The organism is Paenibacillus sp. JT22N7 (assembly GCF_059383875.1).
Genome location: NZ_JBXENY010000003.1, coordinates 103,300 through 127,888, shown reverse-complemented (window position 1 = coordinate 127,888; position 24,589 = coordinate 103,300). Strand labels below are relative to the sequence as shown.

General features: G+C 43.0%; 37 protein-coding genes. 3 read left to right on the top strand and 34 right to left on the bottom strand.

Annotated elements, in window-relative coordinates:
• Positions 1-27: 27 nt before the first annotated feature.
• The 8 genes from AC50Y5_RS08970 to AC50Y5_RS08935 all read right to left on the bottom strand — a co-directional run bounded on the left by AC50Y5_RS08970 (position 28) and on the right by AC50Y5_RS08935 (position 4,965).
• Positions 28-807, bottom strand: a complete 780-nt coding sequence (locus AC50Y5_RS08970; RefSeq protein ID WP_494859953.1) for a hypothetical protein — start codon at positions 805-807, stop codon at positions 28-30.
• A 382-nt stretch (positions 808-1,189) separates the two neighbouring features.
• Positions 1,190-1,324 (bottom strand): hypothetical protein, encoded by a 135-nt coding sequence (locus AC50Y5_RS08965; protein ID WP_494860682.1) that lies wholly within the window; start codon positions 1,322-1,324, stop codon positions 1,190-1,192.
• Between the two features lie 265 nt (positions 1,325-1,589).
• Positions 1,590-2,219: a hypothetical protein gene (locus AC50Y5_RS08960; RefSeq protein WP_494859951.1), complete on the bottom strand. Its 630-nt coding sequence runs from the start codon at positions 2,217-2,219 to the stop codon at positions 1,590-1,592.
• Between the two features lie 68 nt (positions 2,220-2,287).
• Complete coding sequence (locus tag AC50Y5_RS08955; RefSeq protein ID WP_494859949.1) at positions 2,288-2,620, bottom strand: hypothetical protein; 333 nt, start codon at positions 2,618-2,620, stop codon at positions 2,288-2,290.
• The gene (locus AC50Y5_RS08950; RefSeq protein ID WP_494859947.1) at positions 2,589-3,359 is read right to left on the bottom strand and encodes a hypothetical protein; all 771 of its coding nucleotides are present in this window, start codon (positions 3,357-3,359) and stop codon (positions 2,589-2,591) included. The genes AC50Y5_RS08955 and AC50Y5_RS08950 overlap by 32 nt, the downstream gene beginning before the upstream one ends.
• A gap of 38 nt (positions 3,360-3,397) precedes the next feature.
• A complete protein-coding gene (locus tag AC50Y5_RS08945) occupies positions 3,398-3,553 on the bottom strand; it encodes a hypothetical protein (RefSeq protein ID WP_494859945.1) in 156 nt (51 codons plus the stop codon).
• 43 nt (positions 3,554-3,596) lie between these two features.
• Positions 3,597-4,412, bottom strand: a complete 816-nt coding sequence (locus AC50Y5_RS08940) for a DNA adenine methylase (protein WP_494859943.1) — start codon at positions 4,410-4,412, stop codon at positions 3,597-3,599.
• A gap of 10 nt (positions 4,413-4,422) precedes the next feature.
• Complete coding sequence (locus AC50Y5_RS08935) at positions 4,423-4,965, bottom strand: site-specific integrase (protein WP_494859941.1); 543 nt, start codon at positions 4,963-4,965, stop codon at positions 4,423-4,425.
• A gap of 324 nt (positions 4,966-5,289) precedes the next feature.
• Between AC50Y5_RS08935 and AC50Y5_RS08930 the strand changes: the two genes are divergently transcribed.
• Positions 5,290-5,553, top strand: coding sequence for a hypothetical protein (locus AC50Y5_RS08930; protein WP_494859939.1), 264 nt, complete (start codon positions 5,290-5,292; stop codon positions 5,551-5,553).
• Positions 5,554-5,646: 93 nt separating this feature from the next.
• On the opposite strand, the gene AC50Y5_RS08925 is transcribed toward AC50Y5_RS08930, so the two are convergent.
• The 6 genes from AC50Y5_RS08925 to AC50Y5_RS08900 form a co-directional block, all read right to left on the bottom strand.
• Positions 5,647-5,901: a hypothetical protein gene (locus tag AC50Y5_RS08925; protein WP_494859937.1), complete on the bottom strand. Its 255-nt coding sequence runs from the start codon at positions 5,899-5,901 to the stop codon at positions 5,647-5,649.
• Positions 5,902-5,969: 68 nt separating this feature from the next.
• Entirely contained in the window at positions 5,970-6,152 is a 183-nt protein-coding gene (locus AC50Y5_RS08920; RefSeq protein WP_494859935.1) for a hypothetical protein, read from the bottom strand.
• Between the two features lie 325 nt (positions 6,153-6,477).
• Positions 6,478-6,954, bottom strand: a complete 477-nt coding sequence (locus tag AC50Y5_RS08915) for an ASCH domain-containing protein (RefSeq protein WP_494859933.1) — start codon at positions 6,952-6,954, stop codon at positions 6,478-6,480.
• Between the two features lie 38 nt (positions 6,955-6,992).
• Positions 6,993-7,232 carry a hypothetical protein gene (locus AC50Y5_RS08910; protein ID WP_494859931.1) on the bottom strand — a complete coding sequence of 80 codons (240 nt, stop codon included), beginning with the start codon at positions 7,230-7,232 and terminating at the stop codon, positions 6,993-6,995.
• Positions 7,233-7,265: 33 nt separating this feature from the next.
• Positions 7,266-8,066 (bottom strand): DNA adenine methylase, encoded by an 801-nt coding sequence (locus tag AC50Y5_RS08905; RefSeq protein WP_494859929.1) that lies wholly within the window; start codon positions 8,064-8,066, stop codon positions 7,266-7,268.
• A gap of 36 nt (positions 8,067-8,102) precedes the next feature.
• A complete protein-coding gene (locus tag AC50Y5_RS08900) occupies positions 8,103-8,318 on the bottom strand; it encodes a hypothetical protein (protein ID WP_494859927.1) in 216 nt (71 codons plus the stop codon).
• Positions 8,319-8,514: 196 nt separating this feature from the next.
• On the opposite strand from AC50Y5_RS08900, the gene AC50Y5_RS08895 reads away from it, so the two are divergent.
• Positions 8,515-8,868 carry a hypothetical protein gene (locus AC50Y5_RS08895; RefSeq protein ID WP_494859925.1) on the top strand — a complete coding sequence of 118 codons (354 nt, stop codon included), beginning with the start codon at positions 8,515-8,517 and terminating at the stop codon, positions 8,866-8,868.
• A gap of 551 nt (positions 8,869-9,419) precedes the next feature.
• Here AC50Y5_RS08895 and AC50Y5_RS08890 read toward each other — a convergent pair.
• From AC50Y5_RS08890 to AC50Y5_RS08865, 6 genes are all read right to left on the bottom strand, one after another.
• Positions 9,420-9,788: a hypothetical protein gene (locus AC50Y5_RS08890; protein ID WP_494859923.1), complete on the bottom strand. Its 369-nt coding sequence runs from the start codon at positions 9,786-9,788 to the stop codon at positions 9,420-9,422.
• Positions 9,789-10,005: 217 nt separating this feature from the next.
• Entirely contained in the window at positions 10,006-11,127 is a 1,122-nt protein-coding gene (locus tag AC50Y5_RS08885; protein WP_494860680.1) for an HNH endonuclease, read from the bottom strand.
• A gap of 84 nt (positions 11,128-11,211) precedes the next feature.
• Positions 11,212-11,499: a hypothetical protein gene (locus tag AC50Y5_RS08880; RefSeq protein WP_494859921.1), complete on the bottom strand. Its 288-nt coding sequence runs from the start codon at positions 11,497-11,499 to the stop codon at positions 11,212-11,214.
• A 291-nt stretch (positions 11,500-11,790) separates the two neighbouring features.
• On the bottom strand, positions 11,791-12,174 hold the full coding sequence (locus AC50Y5_RS08875) for a hypothetical protein (RefSeq protein WP_494859920.1): 384 nt from the start codon (positions 12,172-12,174) through the stop codon (positions 11,791-11,793).
• A gap of 416 nt (positions 12,175-12,590) precedes the next feature.
• Entirely contained in the window at positions 12,591-12,839 is a 249-nt protein-coding gene (locus AC50Y5_RS08870; protein WP_494859918.1) for an AbrB/MazE/SpoVT family DNA-binding domain-containing protein, read from the bottom strand.
• A 57-nt stretch (positions 12,840-12,896) separates the two neighbouring features.
• Positions 12,897-13,064 (bottom strand): hypothetical protein, encoded by a 168-nt coding sequence (locus tag AC50Y5_RS08865; RefSeq protein WP_494859916.1) that lies wholly within the window; start codon positions 13,062-13,064, stop codon positions 12,897-12,899.
• Positions 13,065-13,211: 147 nt separating this feature from the next.
• Here AC50Y5_RS08865 and AC50Y5_RS08860 point away from each other — a divergent pair, with 147 nt between their 5' ends.
• The gene (locus AC50Y5_RS08860) at positions 13,212-13,433 is read left to right on the top strand and encodes a helix-turn-helix domain-containing protein (RefSeq protein ID WP_494859914.1); all 222 of its coding nucleotides are present in this window, start codon (positions 13,212-13,214) and stop codon (positions 13,431-13,433) included.
• A 6-nt stretch (positions 13,434-13,439) separates the two neighbouring features.
• Here AC50Y5_RS08860 and AC50Y5_RS08855 read toward each other — a convergent pair whose 3' ends face one another.
• The 14 genes from AC50Y5_RS08855 to AC50Y5_RS08790 are packed head-to-tail and all read right to left on the bottom strand — an operon-like array spanning position 13,440 to position 24,559.
• On the bottom strand, positions 13,440-14,381 hold the full coding sequence (locus AC50Y5_RS08855) for an SNF2-related protein (RefSeq protein WP_494859913.1): 942 nt from the start codon (positions 14,379-14,381) through the stop codon (positions 13,440-13,442).
• The gene (locus tag AC50Y5_RS08850) at positions 14,341-15,018 is read right to left on the bottom strand and encodes an SNF2-related protein (RefSeq protein ID WP_494859911.1); all 678 of its coding nucleotides are present in this window, start codon (positions 15,016-15,018) and stop codon (positions 14,341-14,343) included. Before AC50Y5_RS08850 ends, AC50Y5_RS08855 begins: the two co-directional genes overlap by 41 nt.
• Positions 15,019-15,028: 10 nt before the next feature.
• Entirely contained in the window at positions 15,029-15,391 is a 363-nt protein-coding gene (locus tag AC50Y5_RS08845; RefSeq protein ID WP_494859910.1) for a hypothetical protein, read from the bottom strand.
• Positions 15,391-17,187, bottom strand: coding sequence for a DNA cytosine methyltransferase (locus AC50Y5_RS08840; RefSeq protein WP_494859908.1), 1,797 nt, complete (start codon positions 17,185-17,187; stop codon positions 15,391-15,393). Before AC50Y5_RS08840 ends, AC50Y5_RS08845 begins: the two co-directional genes overlap by 1 nt.
• Positions 17,188-17,190: 3 nt before the next feature.
• On the bottom strand, positions 17,191-17,514 hold the full coding sequence (locus tag AC50Y5_RS08835; RefSeq protein WP_494859906.1) for a hypothetical protein: 324 nt from the start codon (positions 17,512-17,514) through the stop codon (positions 17,191-17,193).
• Entirely contained in the window at positions 17,477-17,992 is a 516-nt protein-coding gene (locus AC50Y5_RS08830) for a DUF1064 domain-containing protein (RefSeq protein WP_494859903.1), read from the bottom strand. Before AC50Y5_RS08830 ends, AC50Y5_RS08835 begins: the two co-directional genes overlap by 38 nt.
• Positions 17,992-19,086 (bottom strand): DNA polymerase III subunit beta, encoded by a 1,095-nt coding sequence (gene dnaN, locus AC50Y5_RS08825; RefSeq protein ID WP_494859898.1) that lies wholly within the window; start codon positions 19,084-19,086, stop codon positions 17,992-17,994. Before dnaN ends, AC50Y5_RS08830 begins: the two co-directional genes overlap by 1 nt.
• Positions 19,087-19,119: 33 nt before the next feature.
• On the bottom strand, positions 19,120-20,070 hold the full coding sequence (locus AC50Y5_RS08820) for an ATP-binding protein (RefSeq protein ID WP_494859896.1): 951 nt from the start codon (positions 20,068-20,070) through the stop codon (positions 19,120-19,122).
• A 4-nt stretch (positions 20,071-20,074) separates the two neighbouring features.
• Complete coding sequence (locus AC50Y5_RS08815) at positions 20,075-20,881, bottom strand: LvrA C-terminal domain-related protein (protein WP_494859895.1); 807 nt, start codon at positions 20,879-20,881, stop codon at positions 20,075-20,077.
• A complete protein-coding gene (locus AC50Y5_RS08810) occupies positions 20,868-21,101 on the bottom strand; it encodes a LexA family protein (RefSeq protein WP_494859893.1) in 234 nt (77 codons plus the stop codon). Before AC50Y5_RS08810 ends, AC50Y5_RS08815 begins: the two co-directional genes overlap by 14 nt.
• 10 nt (positions 21,102-21,111) lie before the next feature.
• Entirely contained in the window at positions 21,112-21,519 is a 408-nt protein-coding gene (locus AC50Y5_RS08805; protein ID WP_494859891.1) for a hypothetical protein, read from the bottom strand.
• A 12-nt stretch (positions 21,520-21,531) separates the two neighbouring features.
• Complete coding sequence (gene ssb / locus AC50Y5_RS08800) at positions 21,532-21,981, bottom strand: single-stranded DNA-binding protein (protein WP_494859889.1); 450 nt, start codon at positions 21,979-21,981, stop codon at positions 21,532-21,534.
• Between the two features lie 12 nt (positions 21,982-21,993).
• On the bottom strand, positions 21,994-23,022 hold the full coding sequence (locus AC50Y5_RS08795) for a hypothetical protein (protein WP_494859887.1): 1,029 nt from the start codon (positions 23,020-23,022) through the stop codon (positions 21,994-21,996).
• Positions 23,015-24,559 (bottom strand): AAA family ATPase, encoded by a 1,545-nt coding sequence (locus AC50Y5_RS08790; RefSeq protein ID WP_494859885.1) that lies wholly within the window; start codon positions 24,557-24,559, stop codon positions 23,015-23,017. The genes AC50Y5_RS08795 and AC50Y5_RS08790 overlap by 8 nt, the downstream gene beginning before the upstream one ends.
• Positions 24,560-24,589: the final 30 nt, after the last annotated feature.

Here is a 24,589-nt window from a genome sequence, read left to right as displayed (position 1 = left end):
TTTTCCTGACCAAAAGAAAAAGACTGCTCATTGTGGCAGCCTTGCGATAATTTCATCATATCTGTCCTTGAAACCATAGCGCTTTAATATGAATAAATTATTTGATCTATATATGGCGTGGTCAGAGTGTAATTCATAAATTATCCTTATTTCTACATCTTGCATGCTAATCTGAAGAATATCGAAAAATTCTTGTTTTCTTTCGTCATTGATACTCGAATTGTGGATGTACCAAATTGTATACATAAAACATCTGTAGTATCTGTCATATGTTTTTTTGACTGCATTAAACTGAGTTTCAAACGCAGATATACGATTCTGACCCGAATCAACTTGAATATCAGTTTCTTTAAGCACAAATTCCAATGCTTTCATTCCTTTAGAGCCGGGATGAAGCGATGGATGCTCTATTTGTTCTGAATAACCGGAAATGGAATCAATGAGCCTGAAAACAATGCTTTCAACCCGTTGAATATTCATTAATTCTCTTTGATCTTTCAATTCCTCCGCCATAATGGCTGTTTCTTTAACTAAATGCTCCATCTCTAAACCTTGAATTTCAAGAGCCTTGGTTTGTAAAGACAAATCTTTTCTTTGCATTATTATTGTGTAGATGATACCAGCAAAAGCTAATCCAGCAAAAAGGGAGTTCACTGCACCGAACATATCTCCAAACGTACCTCTTCCGTCACCTGTTCCTGTACCATAATATGATTGGATAAATATCCACGAAAGCAGCCATAATCCAACCACGCCCATAGCCATCCATAATAAAGGCTGATAATCTCTAAAGGTTTTCTTCATCATAAATCCCCCTGTATCTTCACATATTTTAATTTCTATTCGACAACAGGAAGGAAAGCCCTCTTTTGGCGTCGAAAGTAATAGGTCTAAAGGAGGTGTTATGAATGAGGCTTGTAGAATCACTAGGCATGAAAATCTTATTACCTATCATCTTGGCAGCAGGAGCTTTTGCCGCAATTATGTTGACAGCTAAATTTTTGGATAATGTTTAAGTCAGGCTCCTCTCTGGTAACTGACGCTCACCTTGAAGCTGCTATGCACAATAAGTCCAATGTGGTAGCTTGGCAAGATGGAGAAATCATTGACTACGGTGGCGTGATAGAGAAGATTACCGATCTCACCGTAATAATAAATGGTATGCACTACGTAAAAAGCGCCTGCGAATTCAAGATTCGCTAGGCGCTTTTTGCTTGAATATTGATTCGATATACTGATTCAGCCTTGTGCTCATATCATTGCGCACTGTATGCTTCAGCAGCGCATACTCCGATACATAGCCCCTTAATCTGACCTCATACATAATTCCCTGGTCATTTCGTTTCCGCAATGCTCTCCTGATTTTTCCTGACGGTATCCAGCAGCAAGGGGAGCAGCACATATTCTTTTACCAGTTTCCATTCTGGTTCAGTCAACGTCATGTTACTCATTTCATTCACCTCGCTGTTATTATACACGAACAAACGTTCTTTTAGTATCTTTGTTTCAAAATAAAAAGCCGCTCATTTGAGCGACCTATAATAACATTTTATATTGATTTCATTCCAGTTGAGCTACGGTATTGATACTTACTCGGTAGATGGAAGACGTAAGCCTATCTCCCCATCTTTATTGCGGCCTCGTCCGTAGTCGATTAGAACGAAGTCCAGCGTAGAATTAAGCTTTAGACTTTCCGCTATTGTGGCAATCGCCCGGCGACGCTTGTCCGCAAAAGTCGTTGCTGCTATCCTTGGAATTTCCTTTTTATAACCTGTCTCCATGTAGCGCTGAGCCTTCAGGTATTTCATCCCCTCAATATAAAGCAACTCAGCAGCCTGTTTTTCGTGTGCATCCCGAATATTGCTGATTACGCCCTTGATGATATTGGTGAGGTAAACATAGAATTTATAATTAGCCTCTCGTTTGTCTTTAAGAATGACTGCATTGGCTGTAACGTCCGCTGTCAGCTCATGACCGGTTATTCGTTTGCCGACCGTCCCTTCAGCTGCGAGGAGTTCATATGCAGATAGACCATTCACCCGTTCTTTCATTGCGATTTCATAGTTGCGGCACACATCAACCATAGATGTGTATTTCCCCAACAGCCATTTTGTCTTACGAATATCCTCCTCAGTAATATCATCAAAAAAAGTGATTTGAATAATCTGCCGAGTATCATCTTCATCTATCTTCCGGTCCATAATGGCGACTTCGTTCATTACTCTCACCTCTATACGTTTGCGATTTTTTATTACTTTTAGTATAGAGCCGTTTTGTTGCTCTTTTACTACGGATTCTCGGCCTTTCTCTTACGAGGTGAAGCTATCGGAATGCCGTTTTTCTTAGCCTGCTCGCGCCAATGATCCGTCACTCTGACAATACTTCTAGCTTTGGCCGTCTTAGATTTTGGAACGTTCGCTTTAATAAGCTCCTTGGCATAAATATCATTGAATTTGCCCCAGATATAGCCTTGAGCTGCTGCTTTTTGAATGCCGGCGCAGATGAGATCATACTCAATGCAGCTAAAGAAATGCATTAACTCGCTCATCTTATGTTCGACAAGCGGCTCCAAGGCTGCCCAAGCGCCTTCAACGCAGTTCTCTTTGTTTACCTTCCCCACTGTTACCCTCTCCTCCCCTTGGAATGTCCCGCAGATCGTAAATATAAACTTCGACATCCCTAAACTTGTATTCGCCACTTTTATTGGAATAATGATTTCGGGTTCTTACTACTTTTGCAGAAGGGAAGCGTCCCTCGATTAACTCAATCAAACGCTTTCTGTTATTATCATTATCGAGCAATTCGGGGCTCCGTCCGTTATCTTCATACACAATGTCCCAACCTTCATCCGACAATTGTTTGAGACGGTCCTTTTTATTCTTCTTATCAGTTTCCGGCGTATCGCTAAACATAGAAATATGGTCTAGCATGAAACAGAAGCGTGCTTTGTATTGACCGTATTCTGTGAATTCCTCATCCGACACATGATGGAATCCGTATCTGTTCCACCAGTCCGAAACGATATTTGCTAAATATCTTAGCTGCTCTTTTAAACCATCAATCGGCTTTCCCTCACCTAGTTGTTTCTCCAGCTCACGAATACGCTCGTTCGCTTTACGAATCTGCAAATGACGCTCCTCTTTTTCTTTAGTCAGAACACTTTCATAGTTAAGACTTTTTGATAATTCAGCAAAGTGACTTTCAATTAAGCTCGGAAGAACACCGCTCATTTCCTTGCTTAAGGAATCCGTTTCGATCCATTCGTGAAGCTGTTTAACAGCAAAAAACATATCTTTAGTTGTCTTGAGCAAAACAGATTTTTGATCAGGTGTGAACGCCATAACTTTTTCGCTTGTCATAATATTTATCTCTCCTTTGATTTATCGTCGCCTAATTCCTAGTCGCCACGTTCGGACACAGCGCCGCTGGCAATCATTAAATCAACATCCCACTCGCCGTCGCCAAACCAGTATTTAGCTTTTTTCAGCTTTTCTTTTTCCATGGCTTGGCAATAAGCGCAACGCAATCCTTGAGGCAATTTTTCGCACTCCATTGGTATATCCCTCCCATGTATTTCTGTATTCAGAGAATGTTCATCAAAACAGCGTCATTTGCCGTTCTTCAATGGCCGCTGCTGCCACTGGATTAATCCACAATACTTCTATTCTTGGTTTTCCTCGGTCTGCCGTTGCTGCTCTTTCTTCCCGGTGCCAGTGCTTCAACCGATCATCGTACAGCGGATGTGTATAGCCAGATAATATTACCGGTCCGGAATGAGCGTCTAATACTTCAAGCAGTTCAGCGTGGTCATCCTCATTCATTTCATGCCGATACATCCGTTTTGATCGTGTCGATAAGACATAAGGAGGATCCGCATAAATTAAAACTCCAGGATGACGATAGCGTTCGATAACTTTAAGTGCTGGCTGACTTTCTATTTGTACATCCCTGAGTATGGAAGAGACTGCAGTGATTTCATTCGGTAGATCCTGCCATTGCAATGGGCACGACTTATTCGGAGCTTTGTCATACTGTATGTTGCTTTTCCATCCGGTCCGGTCACTTGTTTTTGAACCGATAGCTTGCCAGCACCTTACTAAAAATCGTCTCGCACGCTCCAATTCATCTTCTACATGTTCATATGAATCGTAATACTCTTCCCGTGAGTACGGTGTCCACTTGATCTTATGTGCCAGTTCTTCTGGCTGATCCCGCACAACTTTGAATAGATTAACGACATCTCCATCAATATCATTTACTGTTTCCAACGGAACTGGCCTTTTACGAAACAACACCGCACCGGATCCGAAGTAAGGTTCAAGATAAGTTGTATGTTCTGTCATATAACTAATAATCCAGTCTGTCATACTCCATTTAGCTCCAGGGTAATTTAGTATTCTTGGTACACCCAATATTCTCACCTCACAAGTGGAAGCCACCAACGGCCTCGTCTATAATGTCCTGGTTAATTCCGATATACCTCATCGTGATCGATGGCGCCGAATGGTTAAATATCTCCTGCAGCAACGCGACGTCTTTGTATCGTTTATAAAAATGATAGCCAAAGGTTTTGCGCAGCGTGTGCGTCCCAATCTCTATCAGACCGACTTCGGCTGCCGCGTAATTGAGAATACGGTACGCCTGTACCCTGCCGATGTTTTGCTTGGTACGATATGATTTAAAGAGCGGATCGCTATCCTTCATTCCCTTGGTGTACTGGTTGATGATCTCACGCAGCTCCGAATTGATTGGGAACCGCTTTTTCTTTTTCGTTTTGCCTTCGATAATGCGAATGTGCGATTTATTCCGTACATCGCGGACGTGCAGCTTCAGCAAGTCCCCGATCCGCAGCCCCACGTTAATTCCCATGACTAGCAAAAACCAATCCCGTTCTGACCGTTTCCTAAGCACTGCCTTCATGCTCTCCAGTTTCTCCACGCTTCGTATCGGTTGCACAACTTCCACTGGCTTCGCCTCCAGTCATGTTTACCTGCTATTCAAAGATGTTGTATCGCCGCTCGCTCTTTCGTCGAACTGTGTAACAGTCTACGACGTACTGTTGAACTACTGCAAACCGCTCTAGGTGTAGTAATTCTTCAATCCTCTTCAGGTACTGCAACGGGCAACTTCTCGGTAACCCCTAGTTTTCGTTTCCCCATCGCACAGCTCCTTTAAAATGTATTTTCAGGACTCTCACCTCTGTCTCCACATCTTCACAGTTCAATTTACAGATCCCAAATTATGGCTTATTATTGAGGTATTCTATATTGAAAGTGAGGTGAAATCTATATGGGACATCTGAAAATAACTTATGAACGAGATTCGAACGCCTATGGAGAACATTCAATTAAACGAGAAGAACAGTTATTTGAAATTTTAAAAAGTAATGGAGATCTAATCGTGAATACAAAATCGAATTTTACGTTTAATACAGATTGGAATGCTTACATGGTTGTTCACTATGTAAGAAACATTCTCGAACCTGACTGCTCCTTCAAAGTTGTTGGCAATAATGAATCAGTTGAATTACTTTCGGGTTCATATTTAAAGTAAAAAGCTTATTCCCTCGCTTTTTTCCTGAGAGTGGGGGAATAATTTAGACAGTCCGACCTAAGATTATTCATTCAATTACTTGGCTTCGGTAGCTTACACCTTAGACTCGCATGGTCCTTTTACTTCAAACTGCTCCAAGCGGTCATTGTGTTTGTTGCTTGCACAGTAAGAGTAAATCTGACCATTGTTCGTATAAACTTCCACTCTGTCAACGCTAATAATCACGATTTTTAAAACCTGAGCAATAGACATAAAACCAAGGGTCATAAAAGTAACATGAAGCCTGGCCATGTTACGCTTTAAATCATCGTTTTTGAGCAATGGACTCCATTCGACTGTGTATGCCAATCATTTTCACCCCTTCGTCTTTCCTTCGTAGTATGGATTAACCACAAACATTCGGAGTTTTCAATACGTTACGTACGCTTTCCAACGAACTCCAGTTGTTCAACGATACTATTAAAATCACGTTCCATTTTTTCGTAGCGTTCCAAATCCCCTTTTTCAATAGCCTCTGCCATAAGGTCACCATACCCGACCAGTTGCTCTAACAAATTACGACGCTCATTCAAATCTGCAATCTGTACTTTGAGATCCAATTCATTCACGCTCCCTATTATTCAATATGTTGTGTCGGTTTTTCTTTCAAACCCACCACAACTCACTAGGTCATCGTCCAAATATTCCGTTCGTGGCTCATGAAAAAACGGCTTAGACGTACAACACCGTTTCCCATCTTTTAAGTAAAAGAACTTACATTCTTCACATCTATCATGGCTAGTATCGGGACCTTCGTTGTATATTGCTGCACAAGCCTTGCCGCTGGGTATAAAAAACATGCATCTGTCGCCAGTTATTGAGCATGTTGTTCCAGTTGCTGCTGAACAACCCATACCAAACACCACCTATCTATTAAGTGTCCTCCTAGTACCCGTTAGCCTGACCGTCCCAATTCCAGAGCCCTTGCTGCCCCTTGGCTGGGATCGGCTCCGCAATCCTCTGAACCTCTGTAAGCTCCCATGCGTAACGGCCGTCATCATACCAGCCAAACGACCTTTCCGTGTCGCTGATCACTTTGTGATTATAGACAACGCCGACCACCTCATATTCGATATCTGGACGCTTCCGCAACAGAACTTTGTCGTGGTCATCCCATTTCCAACACTCTCTCAGCTGCGTGATTGCAACAACAACTCCCGTTGGCAGGTTGTCTGCCGTATAACCATGCTTAGCGAGCGTTGATTTAATAGGCTCTGACTCGCAAGCCTCTTTGTCTACCTTCTTACCAGCATGGATAGCGATAGGCCCGCGGTGTTTCGTCGTCCAGCTGCGCGTTTCAAAACGTTTCTCACCAAGAGCTATGAGCGTAGCCCATGGCTGTATGATCGTAATAGCTTTCATGTTTGTTCCCTCCTGTATTGGATGGCAGACCCGCAGGCCTACTCTTTTAAGTGAATCATTTCATCCTTGTACCGCTGCTTGATAAACTCGTCATGATTTTTATTTGCCACATTCGGGTGCCTGTGCCGCTGTTTTAAATACTCCGGCCCTACGTGGTCTATTGAAGCAGGCGGGCTGCTCCAGTATGAGTCGGTGCTGATACCGCGGCCATCCGTAAATCGTGACATGATGTTTCCGTCCTGATCTTTCCACATTGCGAATTTCAATCGCTTTGCCATCGTGTGTCCGCCTCCTTTACCCTCTATAGGGGGTTAAAATAAGCTCTGCTGCCCATATTGTGCTGCTATTGGGTTGATCCAAAGAATTTCCTCTCGCTTCTCCGCCGATTCCGCTTGCGCAACTCTCGTCTCTCGCCGCCAATGTCCCAGCAAGTCATCATATAACTCGCATGCATACCCACTTAACAAAACTGGTCCCGGATGTTTATCCAGAGTTCCTAATAGCTCAACATGATCAGCCTCGTTCATTTCGCATTTGTACATACGCCCCCTTCTTGTACTAAGTACATAGGGTGGATCGGCATATATAAGCACTTCGGGCCTTGCATATCGAGATATCAATTGAGTAGCGAGTTGATGCTCCAACTGTACAGTTTTCAACCTGTTAGTTAACCGCATGATTTTATCTGGGACTTCATTCCACTGCCTCACCGGCCTCGGGCCGTTATGGTCGATGATATGACGCCATCCATTTCGATCGCTGCTCCTCGCTCCCCGAGCCATCCATTGCTTAGCTAGGAAACGTCTGGCTCTCTCTAAATCATCGATTCCTTCTAGTTCGTATGATTCGTAATATTCCTGTCTGCTATATGGCGTCCAGTTTACTAATCTGGCCAATTCGTCTGGATGATCACGAATGATTCGAAATAGATTCACAACATTTTCATCCAAGTCATTTATCACTTCTAAGGGGACTGGTTCTTTATTGAAGAACACCGCTCCTGAACCAAAGAATGGTTCTAAGTAAGTCTTATGCGGCGGCATGTGGCTAATAATCCAATCGGCCATTGACCACTTGCTGCCGGGGTAGTGTAAGATGCGCGGTGCGCTCATTTGGTGTGTCCTCCTCTCTGTATGGAGCTATAGCCCCTAAACTAACTGCTTACCAGCTTCCGTTACGCTGTAATATGCTGATTCATCGTCCCAACCCGGGCGCTTTATAGCGAAGACCCTTTCCACAAGATCGTTCCATTCCTTGTTGTTCGCATCAGTGTAAAAGAGATTCCGCGTAGCCTCTTTGCTGTAATTTAATCCAAGCGCATGCTTGATTTGTTCAAGCTGACTTTCCGTGACTTTGTTGCCCATTTGTACACTCTCCTCATATTTATTTGATGGCAAGAAGAAATTATCTACTAGGCAAGTTGTTTGCCTAGACCCATGACTAGAACGATCATATTTTCACCTACAAAAGGTCTCGGAATGAATTTTTTTTTTGTCTTTTGCACATACTTAAGCATGTTTGAATGCAAATAAAAACTAATAATATGGAGGTAATTTAAAAGTGAGTATCAAAAACGAAACTATTTTAAAATCAGATGAACTGGAATCCTTGTTAAGAATTGATTGGCCTAGTTGGTCTAAATTTAAAATTGCTGCTGTTATTAAAGATAACGACAAAATATGTATAGTCGTGTCTTATGATGGTGACGTTAAATACGAGAATTGTATTACTGTAGGAAATGTATGTTATAGTGATAGCGATGTTTCAATAGCTGAATGGCTTGGTGTGAAAGTATATTTCAAAAAAATCGAAGCGTGTATAACCCCATCAGCCTATGTTAAGGGAGAGATTTGGGCCAAAGAACCTATCTTTTCTTCAAAACATAAATTAGGGGAATTCAACATTGAACTTTAACAGGAGTAAATTACATTTGTGGTGACTTCGACTTAGTAAATTAACTCTAAAGAAAATCCTCCTCGCCTTTGCTTAGAAGCAAAAAGGCGAGGTTTTCTCATCTATCCATTTCTCTGTCTGCAGTCTTGATTTTTGGTCTGGTCTACAGTAAAATTGGGATCGACACTTTCATGTGCCACCGGAATTGGTTCGATTCCAATGCTCTCCTGCTTGGCGGTTCTATTAGAACACAACGTGTACTTGCTAAGTCTCTATGCTGGACTAGTAAGTGCTGCAGTTGCCAACCTTTTAGAAGCTTTATCTAAGAAGGGAATGTTGCTAATGAGCGCAATCATTATCTTGTTGTCCCTGGTGGCTTGCGGAGAGTTGGTGTAATGGTAGCACGGGTTATCATAGCGATACCTAGGGACAACCTCATAATCGACACCGTCCATTTGGACGGTTTTTAGTTTTTTCTTTTATTCCTCAAACGAAAGCAGTTCTTCCTTTGACTACGATGTGCGAAACTTTTGCCTGAAAGGTGGATGATGGTATTCATATTTCTTCTCCTTTCATTTTGTTTCGTAATTAATCCAAGCCTTGCGAATAACCAATGCATGTGCATGTCCCGCCTGTTTGGTTATTCCCAGACGTTTTCCAGCTTGAGAAGCGTTCAATCCTTTAAGCATAAGTTGTACCATCTGTCCACGTTTGTGAGTGCGTCCAGATGCGGGAAACTGGCTTAGAAAATCAGATACGACTACTTCGGATGTATCCAACTCCTTACTGGCATACAAGTCTATCAAGCTATATTTCATATCATCTTTTCCTTCCGCAGACACCACTCGCAGTTGCAAATAATATTTAGCGTGTTCCACGTACTCCACAGGACAACCAAATTGCGCCGACAGATCAGCTGAATTTATTGATGCTAAATCCATTCGTTTGATTCGTTCTGCTAGCTGCCCTATATGTCGAGGTACTCTAATCGCAGAACTAGCATCAATCCCATGCAGCCTGCTGAAAATAGATCATCATAGTCGAGAGCTGGATCTCGCAGCCGCCAACTCATACGACGGGCTATCTTACGAACAAGATTAAGATTATCGATCACCATTTGATGTAGTTCTTCAGGAAAAATATCCATCTTCTATCACCTCAATCATTAAAGTGACCCCCAGATACAGCTGCAGCAACATACAAATCAAGTTTTTTTGTCAATTCTACAATTTGAAGCTTGTCTGAAACATCCCATCTGATTTCCCTAGTAATTTCTGGGTTAGTGTGAGAAGTTGCTAAAAAAGCCAATAGGAAAGGTTGCCATAATTTCTTGTTTGAATGAATAGTTTCATGGTGTTCAGCGCAAAGCAAAACACAATTATCAGTTCGATACGTACCACCCTGTGAACCATAAATAACCCTATGAAGATGCAATCCTGGACCGGGTCTTCCACAAGCAAGACACCAGTTCCCATCTCTTTCAAATATTGTTTTCCTAACTGATTGTTTTGAAATATGATGCCCCACCCTCTTGCCATGTTTAAAACGACCATTCTTACTTCCGCGATTATCTAAAGAATTGTTAATGAAATTCTTTATAGGGTGATCTATGAGCCACTTCCCATAGCAATCTTTGGAGCAGAATTTCCCATTCTTCCGTTTAAGGTAACTGCGTTTGGCATAAAAATCCTTGGAACATTGTTTGCACTGTTTAGTTTTTCCTTTCAACAATGCGGGGATAGGAACACCTAACCGATTTCCACTTTGAGCAATACCCATACAAACTTTACTGCAATAATTATTGCTCCCATGACGATTCACCTGATCTGCACGACGTTCGAAATCATTTTTACATTCAGAGCAGTGAATCATCGTGTACGCTCTTCCATCGCGCCGATATGTGCCTTCCTTAGAATTCAATCGGCCGTTATGACCGGAAACAAACCGCTTAGGAGTGTATACCTTTCCTCCACAGCCGCAAAGGCAAAGTCTTTCTTTTGTCTTCTTCAAACCTTCAGGGTTATTGACTAAAGTTCCCTTTCCGAGACATTGAGGACAATTCTTTGTTCTAACAGGCGTTAATCCTGACCATTTGCAATCACCACAGATTTTAAACGCTTTAGATGTCAAATCATCACCGTCCATTACTTCTGCTTTAGTAAGATGATGAGCAAGGATGTTCTGTTTCCACTCCAACAAAGGCTTCTTCGCCTTCTTTTTCTGTTGAAGGCTATTGTATGGCTTCTTTCCTTTTTCCTTCTTTACCGGCTTTGGAAACATCAACCTTGCTCACCTCTTTTCTGTTGTTTTTCTACTTTTATTGTCATCCACATCTAATGCGGATGTACTACGGATTCTGAACGATTAGAGCTTTTCGATATAACCCGCAGTTGCCAAAACATCGTAATGCCGCGCTCTTTCTTCTGCCGAAAACCGGATTGGAAGTACCGACTGCGCTGCATAGAATGCAGAGGCTGCACTGTATTTTTCTGTGCCAGCATGCCGTAATTCCTGAATCTCATCAAAAACAGAAAACTCGAATTGATAATCTGGAAGCGCCTGCTTCCATCCGCGCAACAATCCATAATGAATAATGTAAAAGTTCGCTTCTGGCAGCTCATACGGCTTAAGCCCTTTGATGATATGCACCATATTGCTTCCCGCTCCTCCATAGGCAGATCATCCAGTTCCGTTAAGTTAATATTCTTCATAGCAATCCTTTCATAGCGCCAAGGAAAAGTTTCCTGAACACATAAAAATCAGAATATTCAATCTATTTAGTTCGATTAGAAGCTCTCTCTTCATGAATCCTTTTATTCATAGCTTCTTTGTAGGCGATCAACCTGTGATACCTTAATGAGCCAAGCTTCCGTTTATGAAACGGTATCATAGCAAACTGCATTGCTTTTCGAAAATAGAACCTAATCCGATCAATATTTGTCTTCATACTTTACCTTGATCAAGGAGAACTATTAACCCTTCGAGTTTCCATAAAGCCATGGCCTTATCGAATCCGGCGGTTATCTCCTTTACGTACTTCCTACTCCCTTTACCGCTTACAGTGCGAGCATGTGGACAGAATTTAGCGTTAATACCTTCGCGGCGGCTAACCAATTTTATTACTGGAAGTCGATTTTCTTTTTCCAGCGTTACTATAAAAGCCACTCCCCCACTTGCCACAATTTTTTCGATTGGCTCCTTTAAAACTTCAACGCGCCATCCTGTCTCCTTACGAAATGCATCAACTGCTTGCTCGTCCGTAAAATACTGAACATGGTCCATAATTGAACCACCCTGTTGCTCCTCATATACCCTTGCACGAATCATCTGAATTCCCTTCTGCCCCACTAAGGACGTTGTATTTAATTGCAGCGGATATCCGCGACGCTTCACAGCGTTTCGGCTGGTTTCCCTCCAGCCTCATCAGGCGGTTTTGGTAAATAAGTTTTAGCATCCACGAATACCCTTCTGCGTTAATCTGTTGTAAGTGTGTGGGACTGGGTGGAACTGCTGCTTAATAACTATAGCCATCGGAACAAAAAATTCTTCTTGATACCTAAAAGTCACCATTCTCGTTTTTTCTCCGAACCATTTCACCCAAAAAAACTTTTTGCCACATATTTTCAAAACTCGTTTTAACATGACTAATCCCCTCCAAATTTATATTGCGGATTACCGCGAGCATATCGTGAGTTAGCACGATATGCTTTCGGCCAGTTTCCCTCTGGCAGCTCATCAGGCGGTTAGAGTAACTTAGCCAGTTGCTGAATTGCTTCGCGGCTGTATAGCTTCCCTTCGAAGCTGATTAGGTTATCTTGGCTGCCAGTTATAGCGCAACCTGGCTTATATTGACGGAAGACGATGGTCTCACCGTCCACGAAAATTTCTAGCGGATCGCCTTCTGCGATTCCAAAAGTACGGCGAAGCTCCATTGGAATGACCACTCGGCCCAATTCATCTACCTTACGAACTATTCCTGTTGCTTTTAACATCTAAACAACCTCCTATGCGTTTGCTCGCCAGCTAATTGTGAGGCAAAATCCCTGATACTAACATCCATCGCATTTATCAAGATCGCCGCTGTAGTCGTCAACATCGACCCACATTCCGCAGCATGGACACTCCCGTACATACTGAGCGCTGTCTTCCCATAATCTTTTGAGCTTGTTTTCCACATAATCCTTTGCTTCATCTTCCGTCATTTTTCCAATGGGCATATGATTGCTCCTTCATAATTACTTAATTTCGTTATTTAGTATTTATAATCACATTATATTTCCGTTATGTCGTAACGTCAATACCCAAATACGAAATTGCGTAATTTCATTGTCTGTGATATTATCAATGAATAGGTGGTGTTAGTGTTGGCACAAATATATATTAGGGTTCAAGAGTTGATCGATGAAAAAGGCTGGACTCAAAAGCATTTAGCAGAAATAACAGGATTAAGAAGAGCAGCAGTAAGTGAGTTATGTAACAACATGAGGACATCGATTAATAGGGAGCATTTAGAAAAAATTGCTGAAGCATTTGGTTTAAAAAATATTAACGAGCTAATTGAGCTTAAGGTGGAGCAAGAAGGGTAATCCCTCCTATGCTCCTTTTGTTTTGTTCTTGAGTTTGGCTATAACCTTATCCAGATGCTTGCCAACCTCCGTTTGTGCTATCGCCCGATCTTCTTCGCTTTCCGTTTTCTCTCCCATAATCCCAGCAAACTGAGCTGTCTTAAACCCAAGCGCTTCCATCATCTGCTCATCGCTGCCATTACCGCACACAAGATAGTAACTAATGACAGAATCTTTCTGGCCCATCCGATGCGTCCGATCCTCACACTGGCTATGGATACCTGGTGACCAATCTAACTCTCCGAATACATTGATATTTGCTCGATGTTGGAGTCCATCAATACCGGCTGCAGCGCGCAGCGAAATAATAATAAGGCTTGTTTCCCCTTTAATGAATTTATCCTTCGATTCTTCTTTTTGTTTGGCCGTTTCCAAACCAGTAACTTTAACCGGATTGAATTTGCTCAACTCTTCCAGCCATACCTCATATACCTCATGATGGTATCCGTATAGCACGACAGCTTCACCAGCTTCGAGGAGCATCTTAACGAATGCCGCCACATATGGAGCTTTAGAAACGCCTGTAGCCCTTCTCATTCGTTCTCCTATTTCGCGTTTAGCTCGTCCCTTCTCAAAGTGGTCGGCAATCGTGTCGTACCGCTCAATTAGTTCAAATACTGATTTCATTTCCCTTGTAAATGTCTTCTCGTCGGAATCAATGTCCTGAACAATTCGACGTTTGGCCGGAAGTTCAGAGAGAACTTCTTCTTTGGTGCGTCTTAGCATTAAGCCTTCCCGCCTCAAATGCTCGCCTAGCAGTTCTGGATCGGTTACTGTCATTTCGCCATAACCATAGCACCATTCCCGCGTGAAGCTGCCCCAATCTCCTAAGCATTGATGTTCAAGGATATTCATGACGTTCCAGATTTCACCCCCGCCGTTGTACACAGGCGTGCCGGATAATCCCACGGCATTTCCTGTGCTCGACGCAAGCAAGTTTAGTTTCATCAGGAAATAATGATATCTCTGTAGGCAACGGCTGTGGATGAATGAAGTTCATGATTTGTTTACGCCACTGTGCCTGCACACTTGTGGGAACGACTATAATGCCAGGAAACTTGTTTTGAGCTGCGATCCAAGCCAGTGCTTCAACGGTTTTGCCAAGCCCCATATCGTCCGCCAAAAGTGTCGGAGCATTATTCGAAAGGAAAGCTACTCCTTCCTTTTGGAACTCTGTCAGTGAACCTTTAAAGATCAATGGCGATGGCTCCACTTTTTGAGGGGCCATCCTGATTGCTTCCCGCTTGAGTACATATTCCTTGGCAACTGTATAATCTTGCTGCCATTTTTCTTGATCGATAACTTTTAATGGGTATCGCATCATTAACCAATTAAGATCGCCGTTTGTGCGCTTGCTCGACTTAAATCTTGCAATTCCTTTATGACGACCTTCCGCTCCCGGAAACATCCGTTTAGCCGCCTGACATACAACGGGCTCGCCTTCAATAATCCAACTATTTGTTACTGTCTCATATTTCAATGTGCCGTAATAATGATTGCTCTCTTTCGGCTGCCGAAGGTAATCCGGTAACTCTAAAGCTTGCATGCTCATCACCTCATCTACTGGCTATGCCCCATAGTTTTCTTAATCCGATTGATACAACAGGTTTGCCATTTATTGTTTCTGGTAAATCCATATAGCGTTCTATTACAAGGATTAAGCCCGATACCTGGTCAAAAGCAGCATAACGTTCAAGTTGCCTGAAAACTGCTTGTTCATTCGGCTTACCTTTTTTGGCTTCAATACCGATTCCGTTGTCCGTTAAAAAGTCAATTCTATTGTTTGGTCCGAGAAGGAACTCGTTTTGATACGAGATGCCTTCAACGTCCAATTCTTTTGCAATGAGCTGATGAAGCCGGTACTCATCGATTAAAATATGACTCCGTATTTTCTTTAAGGCTAGGACTGTGCTATCCATCAGTGCACTAACACCCTCTCCGCTGTATCATTCGGCGTTACCCAAATGTCCTGATGAGTAAAGATGAATGTCTCTCCAGCTGCAGACATGACCATAGCCATCAAAATGACGTTTGCCATCTCTTGTGCAGCATCAGGCGGAACGGCATTACCTACATATTCCCGTGCCTTTGCGTCCTTGCAGCCTTCTATTTGAAATGGCCTACCGTCTGGAAGCTTACTCGGGAACCCCTGAAGCGCAGCGAGTTCATAAGTCGTTAGCGGCCTGTGCCAGGTCCCGTCCTCCGCAATAATGATCATGATGCAACCCTCGTTATATTCCGGCATTCGCGGATCTGCAATAGCTGAATTACCTGAATGCACATCCCCTGAACCGGTTACGGTCTTCGCTGGCTCGTCCCACTCCTGAACACCGTATGTCCCTGAGCGTGGAGCGCAGCCAAGTCTAGGATCATTGATAGACGGAGCGCCGCACTGTACATCGGTTTGACCGAGAATTGTATTAGACGACTCCTGCCAGTCTTCAACCCGGTATGTGCCTGGATACCTACCGTCGCGAACGTTTAATCGCGGATCGGCAGCGCGAGCATCAGCAATTGCTATTGCCCCGCTGCCGAAGCGTGTACCGGTAACACATGGAGCTGGTTGATCATCTCGAACGATACGATACACGCTACCATGACGGCTCTCACGCTCTTTAAGTCGTGGATCGCCAACGCATAAGGAACCATTGTTTGGCCGCGCTGCCCCGGTTACGGTTGGCCCCGGCTTATCAGCTTTCGACACTCGGTAGATTGATCGATGTGTACCCTCTGAAAATCCTGTTCGTGGGTCGTTAATCGCTGATAACCCGTTACTTCTACCCACTCCTGCGCCACCTGTTACGGTCCGACCTGTTGCGTCCCACTCATCTACAGCCCATGCTCCAGCTCGCGGTTCATGCTCTAGGCGATATCGCTCGAACTCTACCTTTTCAAGGTCTCGCCAGTCTCCTCCAGCAGGGATAAAGGCGAGTCGTTCCCACGTCTTGCGTTGCAGCATCGGCAGGCGGTGCATTGGACCACCGTTAACCTCGTCTCCCGGCAATGGCAGATCACCTATTACCTGTCCGATCGTTTTTAGCGGTTTAGTCTCCGGCTTGTAAACAAATGCAGGCATGCGGCTTTCGTTTCTGGCGATCAGCAGATACCTCTTACGATGCTGCCCAAGCCCACCAATCTCACCACAATCATGGGTTTCATCATTAACTACATAACCGTATTTTTTAAGTGTGGCCTTGATGCGCTCCAATATTTTCTTGCCCCGCGTCTTAATGCGTGGAACGTTTTCTAGAAGAAACAATGCCGGTAGTTCTCCGCCGTAGTCTCGGCATGCTGCTAACGCTATATCGATTCCCCGGATGGTAAGTAGATTCAAAGCTTGATATTTCTTGGTGCTAGCCGATTTCTCTGGCAGCAGCCCGCTGAATCCTTTGCATGGTGGTGAAGTAAAAATTACATCCGGAACTTGCTCTCCAAACGCCCGCCAGATGTCCCATGGTTCAGCTTCATGCCAGTTTTCTGGAGGCTCCTTACCAAAAAAGTCTGTATACTGCTGTCGGTCAAATAAGTCCATTTGGACGGCCTTTCCGCCCGTTATACGCTCATAGTTGGCACATACAACCGGATCGGCATCAATGCTTACAAGGCTTCTAAAACTCGCGATTTTACCCATGTACTCTGCACGCGCTCCTTTGAAGCCAAGAGCGCCGCCACCTATACCGCCAAACAGATATGCTGCCGTATATTCGGTTTTCATTGATTAATCCCCCATGTGATAGGCTGGTAGTTTTAAGAAGCCGTCATCAAGGATAGCTTCGATTTGATTAGGATCGGTCGCAATACCCCAATGCCCATGACGCTGGAAGATTTCAATAATTTCTGGCGCATACGGCTCATCGATGTTGGCGACCAAGTAAGTATTAATATCTTTCCCTTCGAGGAAACGAGCTTGATCAACCTTCCAAAGCAAACTCGAAAGAATGCTTCTGTCATGATCGTCTAAATGCAACTTGATATCCTCGTTTTTAATGACAGTGAATTTAATTTCAATTCCTTCTGCTAAGTTGCTGTTTGTTACGACCATTTACAACACCCTTTCTCTGTTTGGACACTCTTTGTAGTAATTCTTTTTCTGCCTTCCTCATAGCTGCCTTCTCTTTTTTTATCTCATCCAGTCCCAACCATTTCCCGCGCTTCTTTGTTATAAGATGCAATTTCAAATCAGGAAATTTCGAATTGAAAAGTTTGATTTTGATTCGAAATGAAGGAGTCTCCACACCTTTTATATCTATAATTGCTTGCTGACCATCAGCATAAGTGACGAGGAAATCAGCAATGTACTTGATCGAAGGACTTTCCTGCAGGACGTAAACGGGTTGGCATGTAATCTCGGTGACAACTCCATCCTTTTGTAGCCGCAGCAGTTCTTGGTAGTATTCGCCCTCCATCTGACTATCGAAGCGCACACCAGTTATATCCAGTTTGTATTTCTTGATTAGTGCTTCCTCGAATAGTGTTCCATCTGCCGTTACAATGACTTTCTTTGCATTGTACTTACTCATTAATGAGTCCGATAAGGCAAAATGATATAAAGATCGTTTGAATCCTCTGGCCCTTGGATTGTAAATGGTTTAAGACGGTCCTCAAAGCATAGAACGACCTGCTGTGAATCCAATGCCTTTAAAGCATCTAAAGCAAATTCAATATTAAATACGGTTGTTATCTCATCACCCTCGACTTGCAGGAGATCAACAGATACTGCAGCATCTCCACCTTCTGTGTTGGATTCAATCATCATTTCTTTAGAAATCGTCACTTTTGCTTTGTGGACACTATCCGAACTTGCAATAATATCTACATTTTCTAGCGCTGAAATCATGCTCCTAGTCGTTACTTGCGCTGTTAATTTGTGTGAGATTTTAATTAATCGATCAAGATCCGGGAATTCTCCTTCCAAAACCCTTGAATAATATACAAGCTCCTTCATTTCTGCTAAAAATCCATATGCTCCGAATGTGAAATTAATCCCATCATCGGGTGCGATTTTAATGAAAGTATTCAAGCTTTCTCGGCTGACCACCGTTGATATTTGAGATGTTGTTTCGCTTTCCAAATGTGTCCTAGCCATCCTAATTCTATCAGTTGCGGTGGCTTGAACCTTTCCATCGGTAAATTGAAAATGTACTCCTGTCAGTATCGGCGATCCTGATTTTTCACCAGCTGTTGCGAATACGGTTTTACGTACCAGTTTCTTGAAAGCTTCTCCAGTTAAAGTAACAGCTTCCCCATCGACAACTGGGATCTCGGGAAAATCTTCCGATTCTATACCCGTCAATTTGAACCTATTCGAACCGCTCTTTATTGTCATTTCTAATCCTTTTGCTTCGAAGGTTATGTCAGATCCAGACTTCTGCACTATTTCTAAAACCTTTTTCCCATCCAGAACTACGGAGCCAGGCCTGTTTGCCTCAAAATCATCCAATCCGATTACCGACTTGATAAATACATGCCCGTTACCAGCCGTCATGGTTAATCCGTTCTCATCCACGGCAAACAAAATCCCTGACAGTATAGGTATCATTGCTTTACTTGGCAGCGCGCTGGCTACTTTTTTCAGCGGGTCTATAAGGTAATGCTTGTCTATGCTAAATTTCATGGCCCTATCCCCCAATAGTTATTTTGAAACCTTTTATCGCGGCTGCTGCATCCTCTTAATAGCATCTTCCTGCCGCTTTGATGAAGCTGTATTTTGGATAATATTGCAGGAGCCTAATATCCTATCCAGAAGCCGCTCTTTATCATCCAATGGCTTACCGTACTTGTCGTATGCAAACCATTTTTGAAGCTCTTCCAAGCTCAGGTTTGTCGTGTAATTCGTCAATTTACCTTGCCGCCCGTTGATGATAGGAAACAATACATCGGTGAATTCATCCTGAGTAAGCTTCCCAGCTCCAAGCTCGTCCAGAGTGAGAAGGTCACAATTCACCGCCGCGTTGATGATGTCGTTCACGCTTACCTTGCTGCTGTATTTCTTCGCATCCTCGACAAGGTTGAAAAGTCTCTGACACTCAAGGAACAAGCAAACGTGGTCTTCATCACTAAGCTGGTGATGAATTGATACAAAGAGATGACTCTTTCCGTTTCCAGCACCGCCCCAGCCTAGAAGTCCATGTTTAGCTGTTTGGAACTTGTCAGCGAATGCTCTCGTATCCGAATACATTAACTCTGTGCCTGCTCGATGAATGAATGTATCGAAACGTGCAGTTTTTAAATCTTCGTTCATGAGATTCTGGCGGAATGTACGCTCCATCTCAATCCTGCGTTTTCTCCGTTCCCGCTTCTCTTCCCATTCATCCCTTGCTTTTACCACACAGGAGCATGCCGGGAAATAGTATCTCTTGTTGAATTTGAATAAGTATCGCTCAACCCTATTACCGCATTGCTCGCAATCATAGAATTCTTGAGCATTTGGATCTGGTAAGCCTAGAGCCTGGTTATCGCTGTCTAGCTTCTGAACAAGCCCAACAATCCCAGCGACTGCGCCGTCAATTTGTTTACTCCCTGCATCCAAACCCATTCGCGAGCGCTGCAAATCAAGTGTTTTCTGCGCTTGTATTGCTGCTTCGATATTTTTGTCCACCCCCTCACCCCCTAGAGAATAAAGCAGTTAAGGAAGGCTTATCAGGTGGATTATCAGGCGGAAGTGGATGTTCGGTTGTGCTAAAAACTTTAATATCGGTTTGCAAGTAATCCTTCCAGCGCTCTTTCCTCAGGAACGTAGCTGGAAGCTTGATATATTCAAGTTCCTTCCCCTGTGCCTGCGAAGCGTAATTCGTTGTTGCAATCATAATATCCGAGACCGATTCTTTTGCTTTTAATAAAGCCTTAAAGGCGCTCTCTGCATCTTTCTTAGCAGCTTTCCTTGGGTATATGTTCCAAAAAGAGTCAAATGGAGCCGCAGGCGCATTTGTTTTATTTTCTTCTTCTCTTTCTTGTTCTTCTTCTTTTTCTTTTTCTTTTTCTTTTTCTTTTTCTTCCCCCAAGTCTATCGATACAGTATCAAGATCATATTTATATTCCTTGCATAGTTCATAAAATGAAGCGACAAAATCTCTGTTTTTCACCGTTTTAAGCTCTTTTTCTATGCAAAGCTTCACTTTTGGACTGTTTATTGAATTATATTTCAACCAATTCGGCAGCATAATTTCTTGTGTTTTTTCCGAATAAACTATTTTTTGATATTCTCCAAATCTATTCAATAATTTATCCACTGTATCGCGGTTATATCCAGTTTCCATCTCAATAACACGCTTCGGCAGTTCATAAATTCCACATTGAGTGGTCTTGCTATTGGTCATTAAATAGATATAGAAATACTTTTCTTCTGGAGTAAGGGATAGAACGAAACCATCCTGCCAAAAGCTTGTTTGAACCTGCCTATACGTTGCCATCGTCTTCTTCCTTTCCAGCGCTGCTCGGTATGGTAATTGATCGTGGCGTACCTTTCTTGCGTGCAATAATCCCTCTAGCCTCAAGGCGCAATAGATGCCCGTGTACCGTCTCTATGGAGTTTAAGCCAACTGCATCACGTATTTCCCTAAGTGTTGGTGCGTAGCCAACGGAAGCGATATGAGACTTGATAAATTCCAATACACGCTCATTCGTTTTCACGAAAAACCTCCTATCTAACTGCATTAGCTGGGTTATTAACCTCTGCCAATAGAACTTTCAAACTATATTTTAGTGAATTGATTACCTCACCATTGGATTCAAAAGCGTTGTTCCAGCGTACTTTATCCGCTTCAAGATCAGCCTCTTCTAATCTGAGATTGGCGACGGCCAGTTCAGCTCGCTGCGCCTTGTCCTTGATTGAAGCTAGATATGATTCGGCATAAACACGTTTTCTCTCTGCATACTTTCGCTTGTATTCTCTTACTGCTTCTGCCGCCTTCCGGCCAAGAAGGATTTGAACCTCAGTAAGATAGTCAATTTTCTTCGCCAGTGTAACTGGATAGTCATGGCTGCATGAGTCTGCCAGACTGTAAAGCTCTCCAAGTGTATATTGTTTCTGTATACTCAATACAGCCATTCCTCCCGCCTTTTAAAATGGCAAATCATCCTCAGAAATATCTATTGGTCTACCATTATCCGTGAATGGATCATGGTTATCGTTCCGCGAGTGGCCGCGATTATTGTTATTGTCCCCGCCACTACGATTCCCGCCCGCATCCTTGTTGGATTCCAAAAAACGGACATTGTCAGCGATTACTTCCGTCACATAGACGCGCTTGCCTTCGTTGTTCTCGTAGTTCCGAACCTGAATACGACCTTCAACCGCCGTTAAGCGGCCTTTGCGCAAGTAGTTGGCGCATGTCTCGGCTAGCTGACGCCACGTGACTACCGGAATGAAATCCGCTTCACGCTCGCCCTGACCGCTCGTAAACGGACGGTCAACTGCTATTGTGAAAGATGAGTTTGCAATTCCAGTTGGTGTATAGCGGAGCTCAGGATCACGTGTAAGGCGTCCAATAAGGATGACTCGATTAAGCATGTATTTCTCCCCTTATTTCAAGCCCATCAGTTGGGCGAGTGTTTTGCAAATTGCTGATTTATTTCGATCCGTTAAGGTATCCGGCAATTGAAAACTAAATTCCGAGGCAATTGCACGTATGATTTCCTCATCGGCAGCCATAAGCTCAGCTAAGGTTTTAGGGTGGCTATCCTGTCCATCCTCTGTTTTTCCGTCGTGCTCCTGAACGACCTTCTCTCCAGCTTCTTCAATACTCAGAATGACATCTGGAAGCTTTAGTAGATACCCTTTCACTTCTCTTTCCTCTGTCTTAGTCAAATTAGCTGGATCGTTTGTTATGTGCCCCTCAGATTCCACTTTGTAGAATTCCCGAAGCTTGGTATCAACGTCTAATCCTTTAAGCGCTGCTAAATTTTTAAGCTTAAGGTAACCGGCTGAATCTATTACTTTTTCCTTCATATATCTTGGTGTCTGCATCCTGTCACCTGGTTCTGCTCCTGTAACCAAATCATCATCCAGAACTCCCAGGTAAGCGTCAGCTCCAACACCCAAAAATGATGTTGCCCGCTTAATCCCCTTTGTGACCATCCCTTTATGCGCCGAATCTTCTTCTACGCTTTCATGCCCTGTGGGAATTGGTGGCAGGCCGTACACCGTAAGCCATTTCCAAGCCTGTTCAGCCTCATTAAAAACCATATATCCCAGCAGCAGTTTGATTTCAGCTGAGTAAACGTACTTAACATAATTATTTGAGGTAACGCTATCTTCCGATTTGAGATTGATAATTTCCCAATCCCAATTTGTTGCCCCGAATACCCAATTCATGCGATCAACATGGGCCTGATAGGAGTAGCCGACTGAGTCATAAGTTTTACCAGTATCGGTGGATTTGGCCTTTTGGATCGCTGTATCATCCAAAGGCATCCGAAGCAGGGGCATTAGTTTATTAATATCATTTGGAGTGAATGGCGCTTGAAGCGGAAGTGTAATTTCAAGCCCTTCGGCTGCTTGCATAAGTAATTCATAATTGCTAAGTTCTGCTACCTCTTCTTGTTTAGGCATAAATGACTCCCTCCCCATTTACCAATAAAGATTGTCCCGGCACGACGCGAGCAGCAAACAATTGGGTATCAGGTTTTTCAAAATCTTCAATCGACTCTGCACAATCAACAAATACCGGATAATTAGTTTGAGTCACCTCTCTGAATAGCTTGGAAAATTCTAAGAAACAGTGAATTTCTTCCGATGTTGAAAGCAGCCTTACTTCCTTACCATCAAATTCCGCTTTGAATGCAGGCTTCATTTCCCCCGTACTCTTAACCAATTCGAATAATCGGATTGATGAACGATTAAGATGTTTGGAAACGGACTCTACTTGTAAAGAGCAACGCTTGATATTGTAGGCCTTTGCTGCTTTGATTAGCTTCTCCGTGTTCTCAATTACCTTTGCAGCGATTCCTTTTTGAGCAATAATTTCAGTGCGCCTCTGCTTTGCATTAATATGATTTTCTTTCATAACCTGAACACGCATGTTATGTTGTTGTGCCACTTCAAGGTTCTTTTCAAGCATATCCATTTCGGCGTAAAGCTCCTTGAGCGTTTCGCAATTCACTGTATCGAATTCCTCATTTGCCTTTTTATTAGCCAGAATTGCTGACTCTATTTCCTTATCTAGAACTTGTTCGCTATGCTTGATCTCAACCAGTTGCTCGGTGATGCCGGAATTTCGTTTTTCCTGATCAGTATTCAAATTGATTTCATGACCGCATTTATCGCAATTGATGAAATGTTCATCAAAATTCAATCCTCGTTGCAAATCAGCGTATTTGGTCATAAGCCGCTTCTTATCTATTTCCAGAGATTGAACGTCAAGTAATTGGGGTTTGAGGCTCTCAATAGAAGATATTGTTTGCTTTAAAGACTCAATTCCGCTTTTATCTATAACGATTGGATCAAGTATTTCTGATTTAAGAATGTTGTTCACCTCATCCAGGCTACCGTTTAAGCGAATGAGTTCTTCCTTTTGTTCTTTCAAATACACATTCTGGTTCTTTATATAAAAGTTAGGGTCAATTAAACTCGCGCCATTTAACAAAATAGCCGCTTCCGGCTCGTCTTCTGACAACAAGGCAATAACATCCTCTTGTTTAGGGATTGGGATAAGAGGTACAATCTCTTCCTCCAGTTCCTTATCAGTCATTCCCAAAAGAAATTTGGGCAGAAATGAAGCCATGAAGTGCCTGCGATTCCCAATCAAGCTATCTATTTGATCCTGAGCGCTCTGAACGCCATTGAGAAGAATCCGGTTTTCCGTCTTTCCTTTCAACTTAATGACGTGTCGATCCACTTCAAATTCTTTACCGGCAATATGCCCATTGATGATAATGCGAAACTCAGTACAGCTTTGATTCATCAGCCGATCCGCGCCGCGTTCTTTACCTTGCTTGTCCACACCTAACAATCCGAAAGATATAATTTCAGCAACGGACGACTTACCGCGTCCGTTACCTCCCGTAATTTCATTAACATTGGTAAAATTCAACCGTTGAAGCTCCTTATATCCACGGAAGCCTTCAACCTCTACATAACTAATAATCATTCACAAATCCCTCCATCGCTGTTATAATGG

Coding starts and splice junctions, on each gene's coding strand:
- AC50Y5_RS08970 (WP_494859953.1), bottom strand. CDS start 807: ATGATGAAGAAAACCTTTAGAGATTATCAGCCTTTATTATGGATGGCT.
- AC50Y5_RS08965 (WP_494860682.1), bottom strand. CDS start 1,324: ATGTATGAGGTCAGATTAAGGGGCTATGTATCGGAGTATGCGCTGCTG.
- AC50Y5_RS08960 (WP_494859951.1), bottom strand. CDS start 2,219: ATGAACGAAGTCGCCATTATGGACCGGAAGATAGATGAAGATGATACT.
- AC50Y5_RS08950 (WP_494859947.1), bottom strand. CDS start 3,359: ATGACAAGCGAAAAAGTTATGGCGTTCACACCTGATCAAAAATCTGTT.
- AC50Y5_RS08945 (WP_494859945.1), bottom strand. CDS start 3,553: ATGGAGTGCGAAAAATTGCCTCAAGGATTGCGTTGCGCTTATTGCCAA.
- AC50Y5_RS08930 (WP_494859939.1), top strand. CDS start 5,290: ATGGGACATCTGAAAATAACTTATGAACGAGATTCGAACGCCTATGGA.
- AC50Y5_RS08915 (WP_494859933.1), bottom strand. CDS start 6,954: ATGAAAGCTATTACGATCATACAGCCATGGGCTACGCTCATAGCTCTT.
- AC50Y5_RS08910 (WP_494859931.1), bottom strand. CDS start 7,232: ATGGCAAAGCGATTGAAATTCGCAATGTGGAAAGATCAGGACGGAAAC.
- AC50Y5_RS08905 (WP_494859929.1), bottom strand. CDS start 8,066: ATGAGCGCACCGCGCATCTTACACTACCCCGGCAGCAAGTGGTCAATG.
- AC50Y5_RS08900 (WP_494859927.1), bottom strand. CDS start 8,318: ATGGGCAACAAAGTCACGGAAAGTCAGCTTGAACAAATCAAGCATGCG.
- AC50Y5_RS08890 (WP_494859923.1), bottom strand. CDS start 9,788: ATGGATTTAGCATCAATAAATTCAGCTGATCTGTCGGCGCAATTTGGT.
- AC50Y5_RS08885 (WP_494860680.1), bottom strand. CDS start 11,127: ATGTTTCCAAAGCCGGTAAAGAAGGAAAAAGGAAAGAAGCCATACAAT.
- AC50Y5_RS08880 (WP_494859921.1), bottom strand. CDS start 11,499: ATGGTGCATATCATCAAAGGGCTTAAGCCGTATGAGCTGCCAGAAGCG.
- AC50Y5_RS08875 (WP_494859920.1), bottom strand. CDS start 12,174: ATGATTCGTGCAAGGGTATATGAGGAGCAACAGGGTGGTTCAATTATG.
- AC50Y5_RS08870 (WP_494859918.1), bottom strand. CDS start 12,839: ATGTTAAAAGCAACAGGAATAGTTCGTAAGGTAGATGAATTGGGCCGA.
- AC50Y5_RS08865 (WP_494859916.1), bottom strand. CDS start 13,064: ATGCCCATTGGAAAAATGACGGAAGATGAAGCAAAGGATTATGTGGAA.
- AC50Y5_RS08850 (WP_494859911.1), bottom strand. CDS start 15,018: ATGCAAGCTTTAGAGTTACCGGATTACCTTCGGCAGCCGAAAGAGAGC.
- AC50Y5_RS08845 (WP_494859910.1), bottom strand. CDS start 15,391: ATGGATAGCACAGTCCTAGCCTTAAAGAAAATACGGAGTCATATTTTA.
- AC50Y5_RS08840 (WP_494859908.1), bottom strand. CDS start 17,187: ATGAAAACCGAATATACGGCAGCATATCTGTTTGGCGGTATAGGTGGC.
- AC50Y5_RS08835 (WP_494859906.1), bottom strand. CDS start 17,514: ATGGTCGTAACAAACAGCAACTTAGCAGAAGGAATTGAAATTAAATTC.
- AC50Y5_RS08830 (WP_494859903.1), bottom strand. CDS start 17,992: ATGAGTAAGTACAATGCAAAGAAAGTCATTGTAACGGCAGATGGAACA.
- dnaN (WP_494859898.1), bottom strand. CDS start 19,086: ATGAAATTTAGCATAGACAAGCATTACCTTATAGACCCGCTGAAAAAA.
- AC50Y5_RS08815 (WP_494859895.1), bottom strand. CDS start 20,881: ATGGCAACGTATAGGCAGGTTCAAACAAGCTTTTGGCAGGATGGTTTC.
- AC50Y5_RS08805 (WP_494859891.1), bottom strand. CDS start 21,519: ATGGCTGTATTGAGTATACAGAAACAATATACACTTGGAGAGCTTTAC.
- ssb (WP_494859889.1), bottom strand. CDS start 21,981: ATGCTTAATCGAGTCATCCTTATTGGACGCCTTACACGTGATCCTGAG.
- AC50Y5_RS08795 (WP_494859887.1), bottom strand. CDS start 23,022: ATGCCTAAACAAGAAGAGGTAGCAGAACTTAGCAATTATGAATTACTT.
- AC50Y5_RS08790 (WP_494859885.1), bottom strand. CDS start 24,559: ATGATTATTAGTTATGTAGAGGTTGAAGGCTTCCGTGGATATAAGGAG.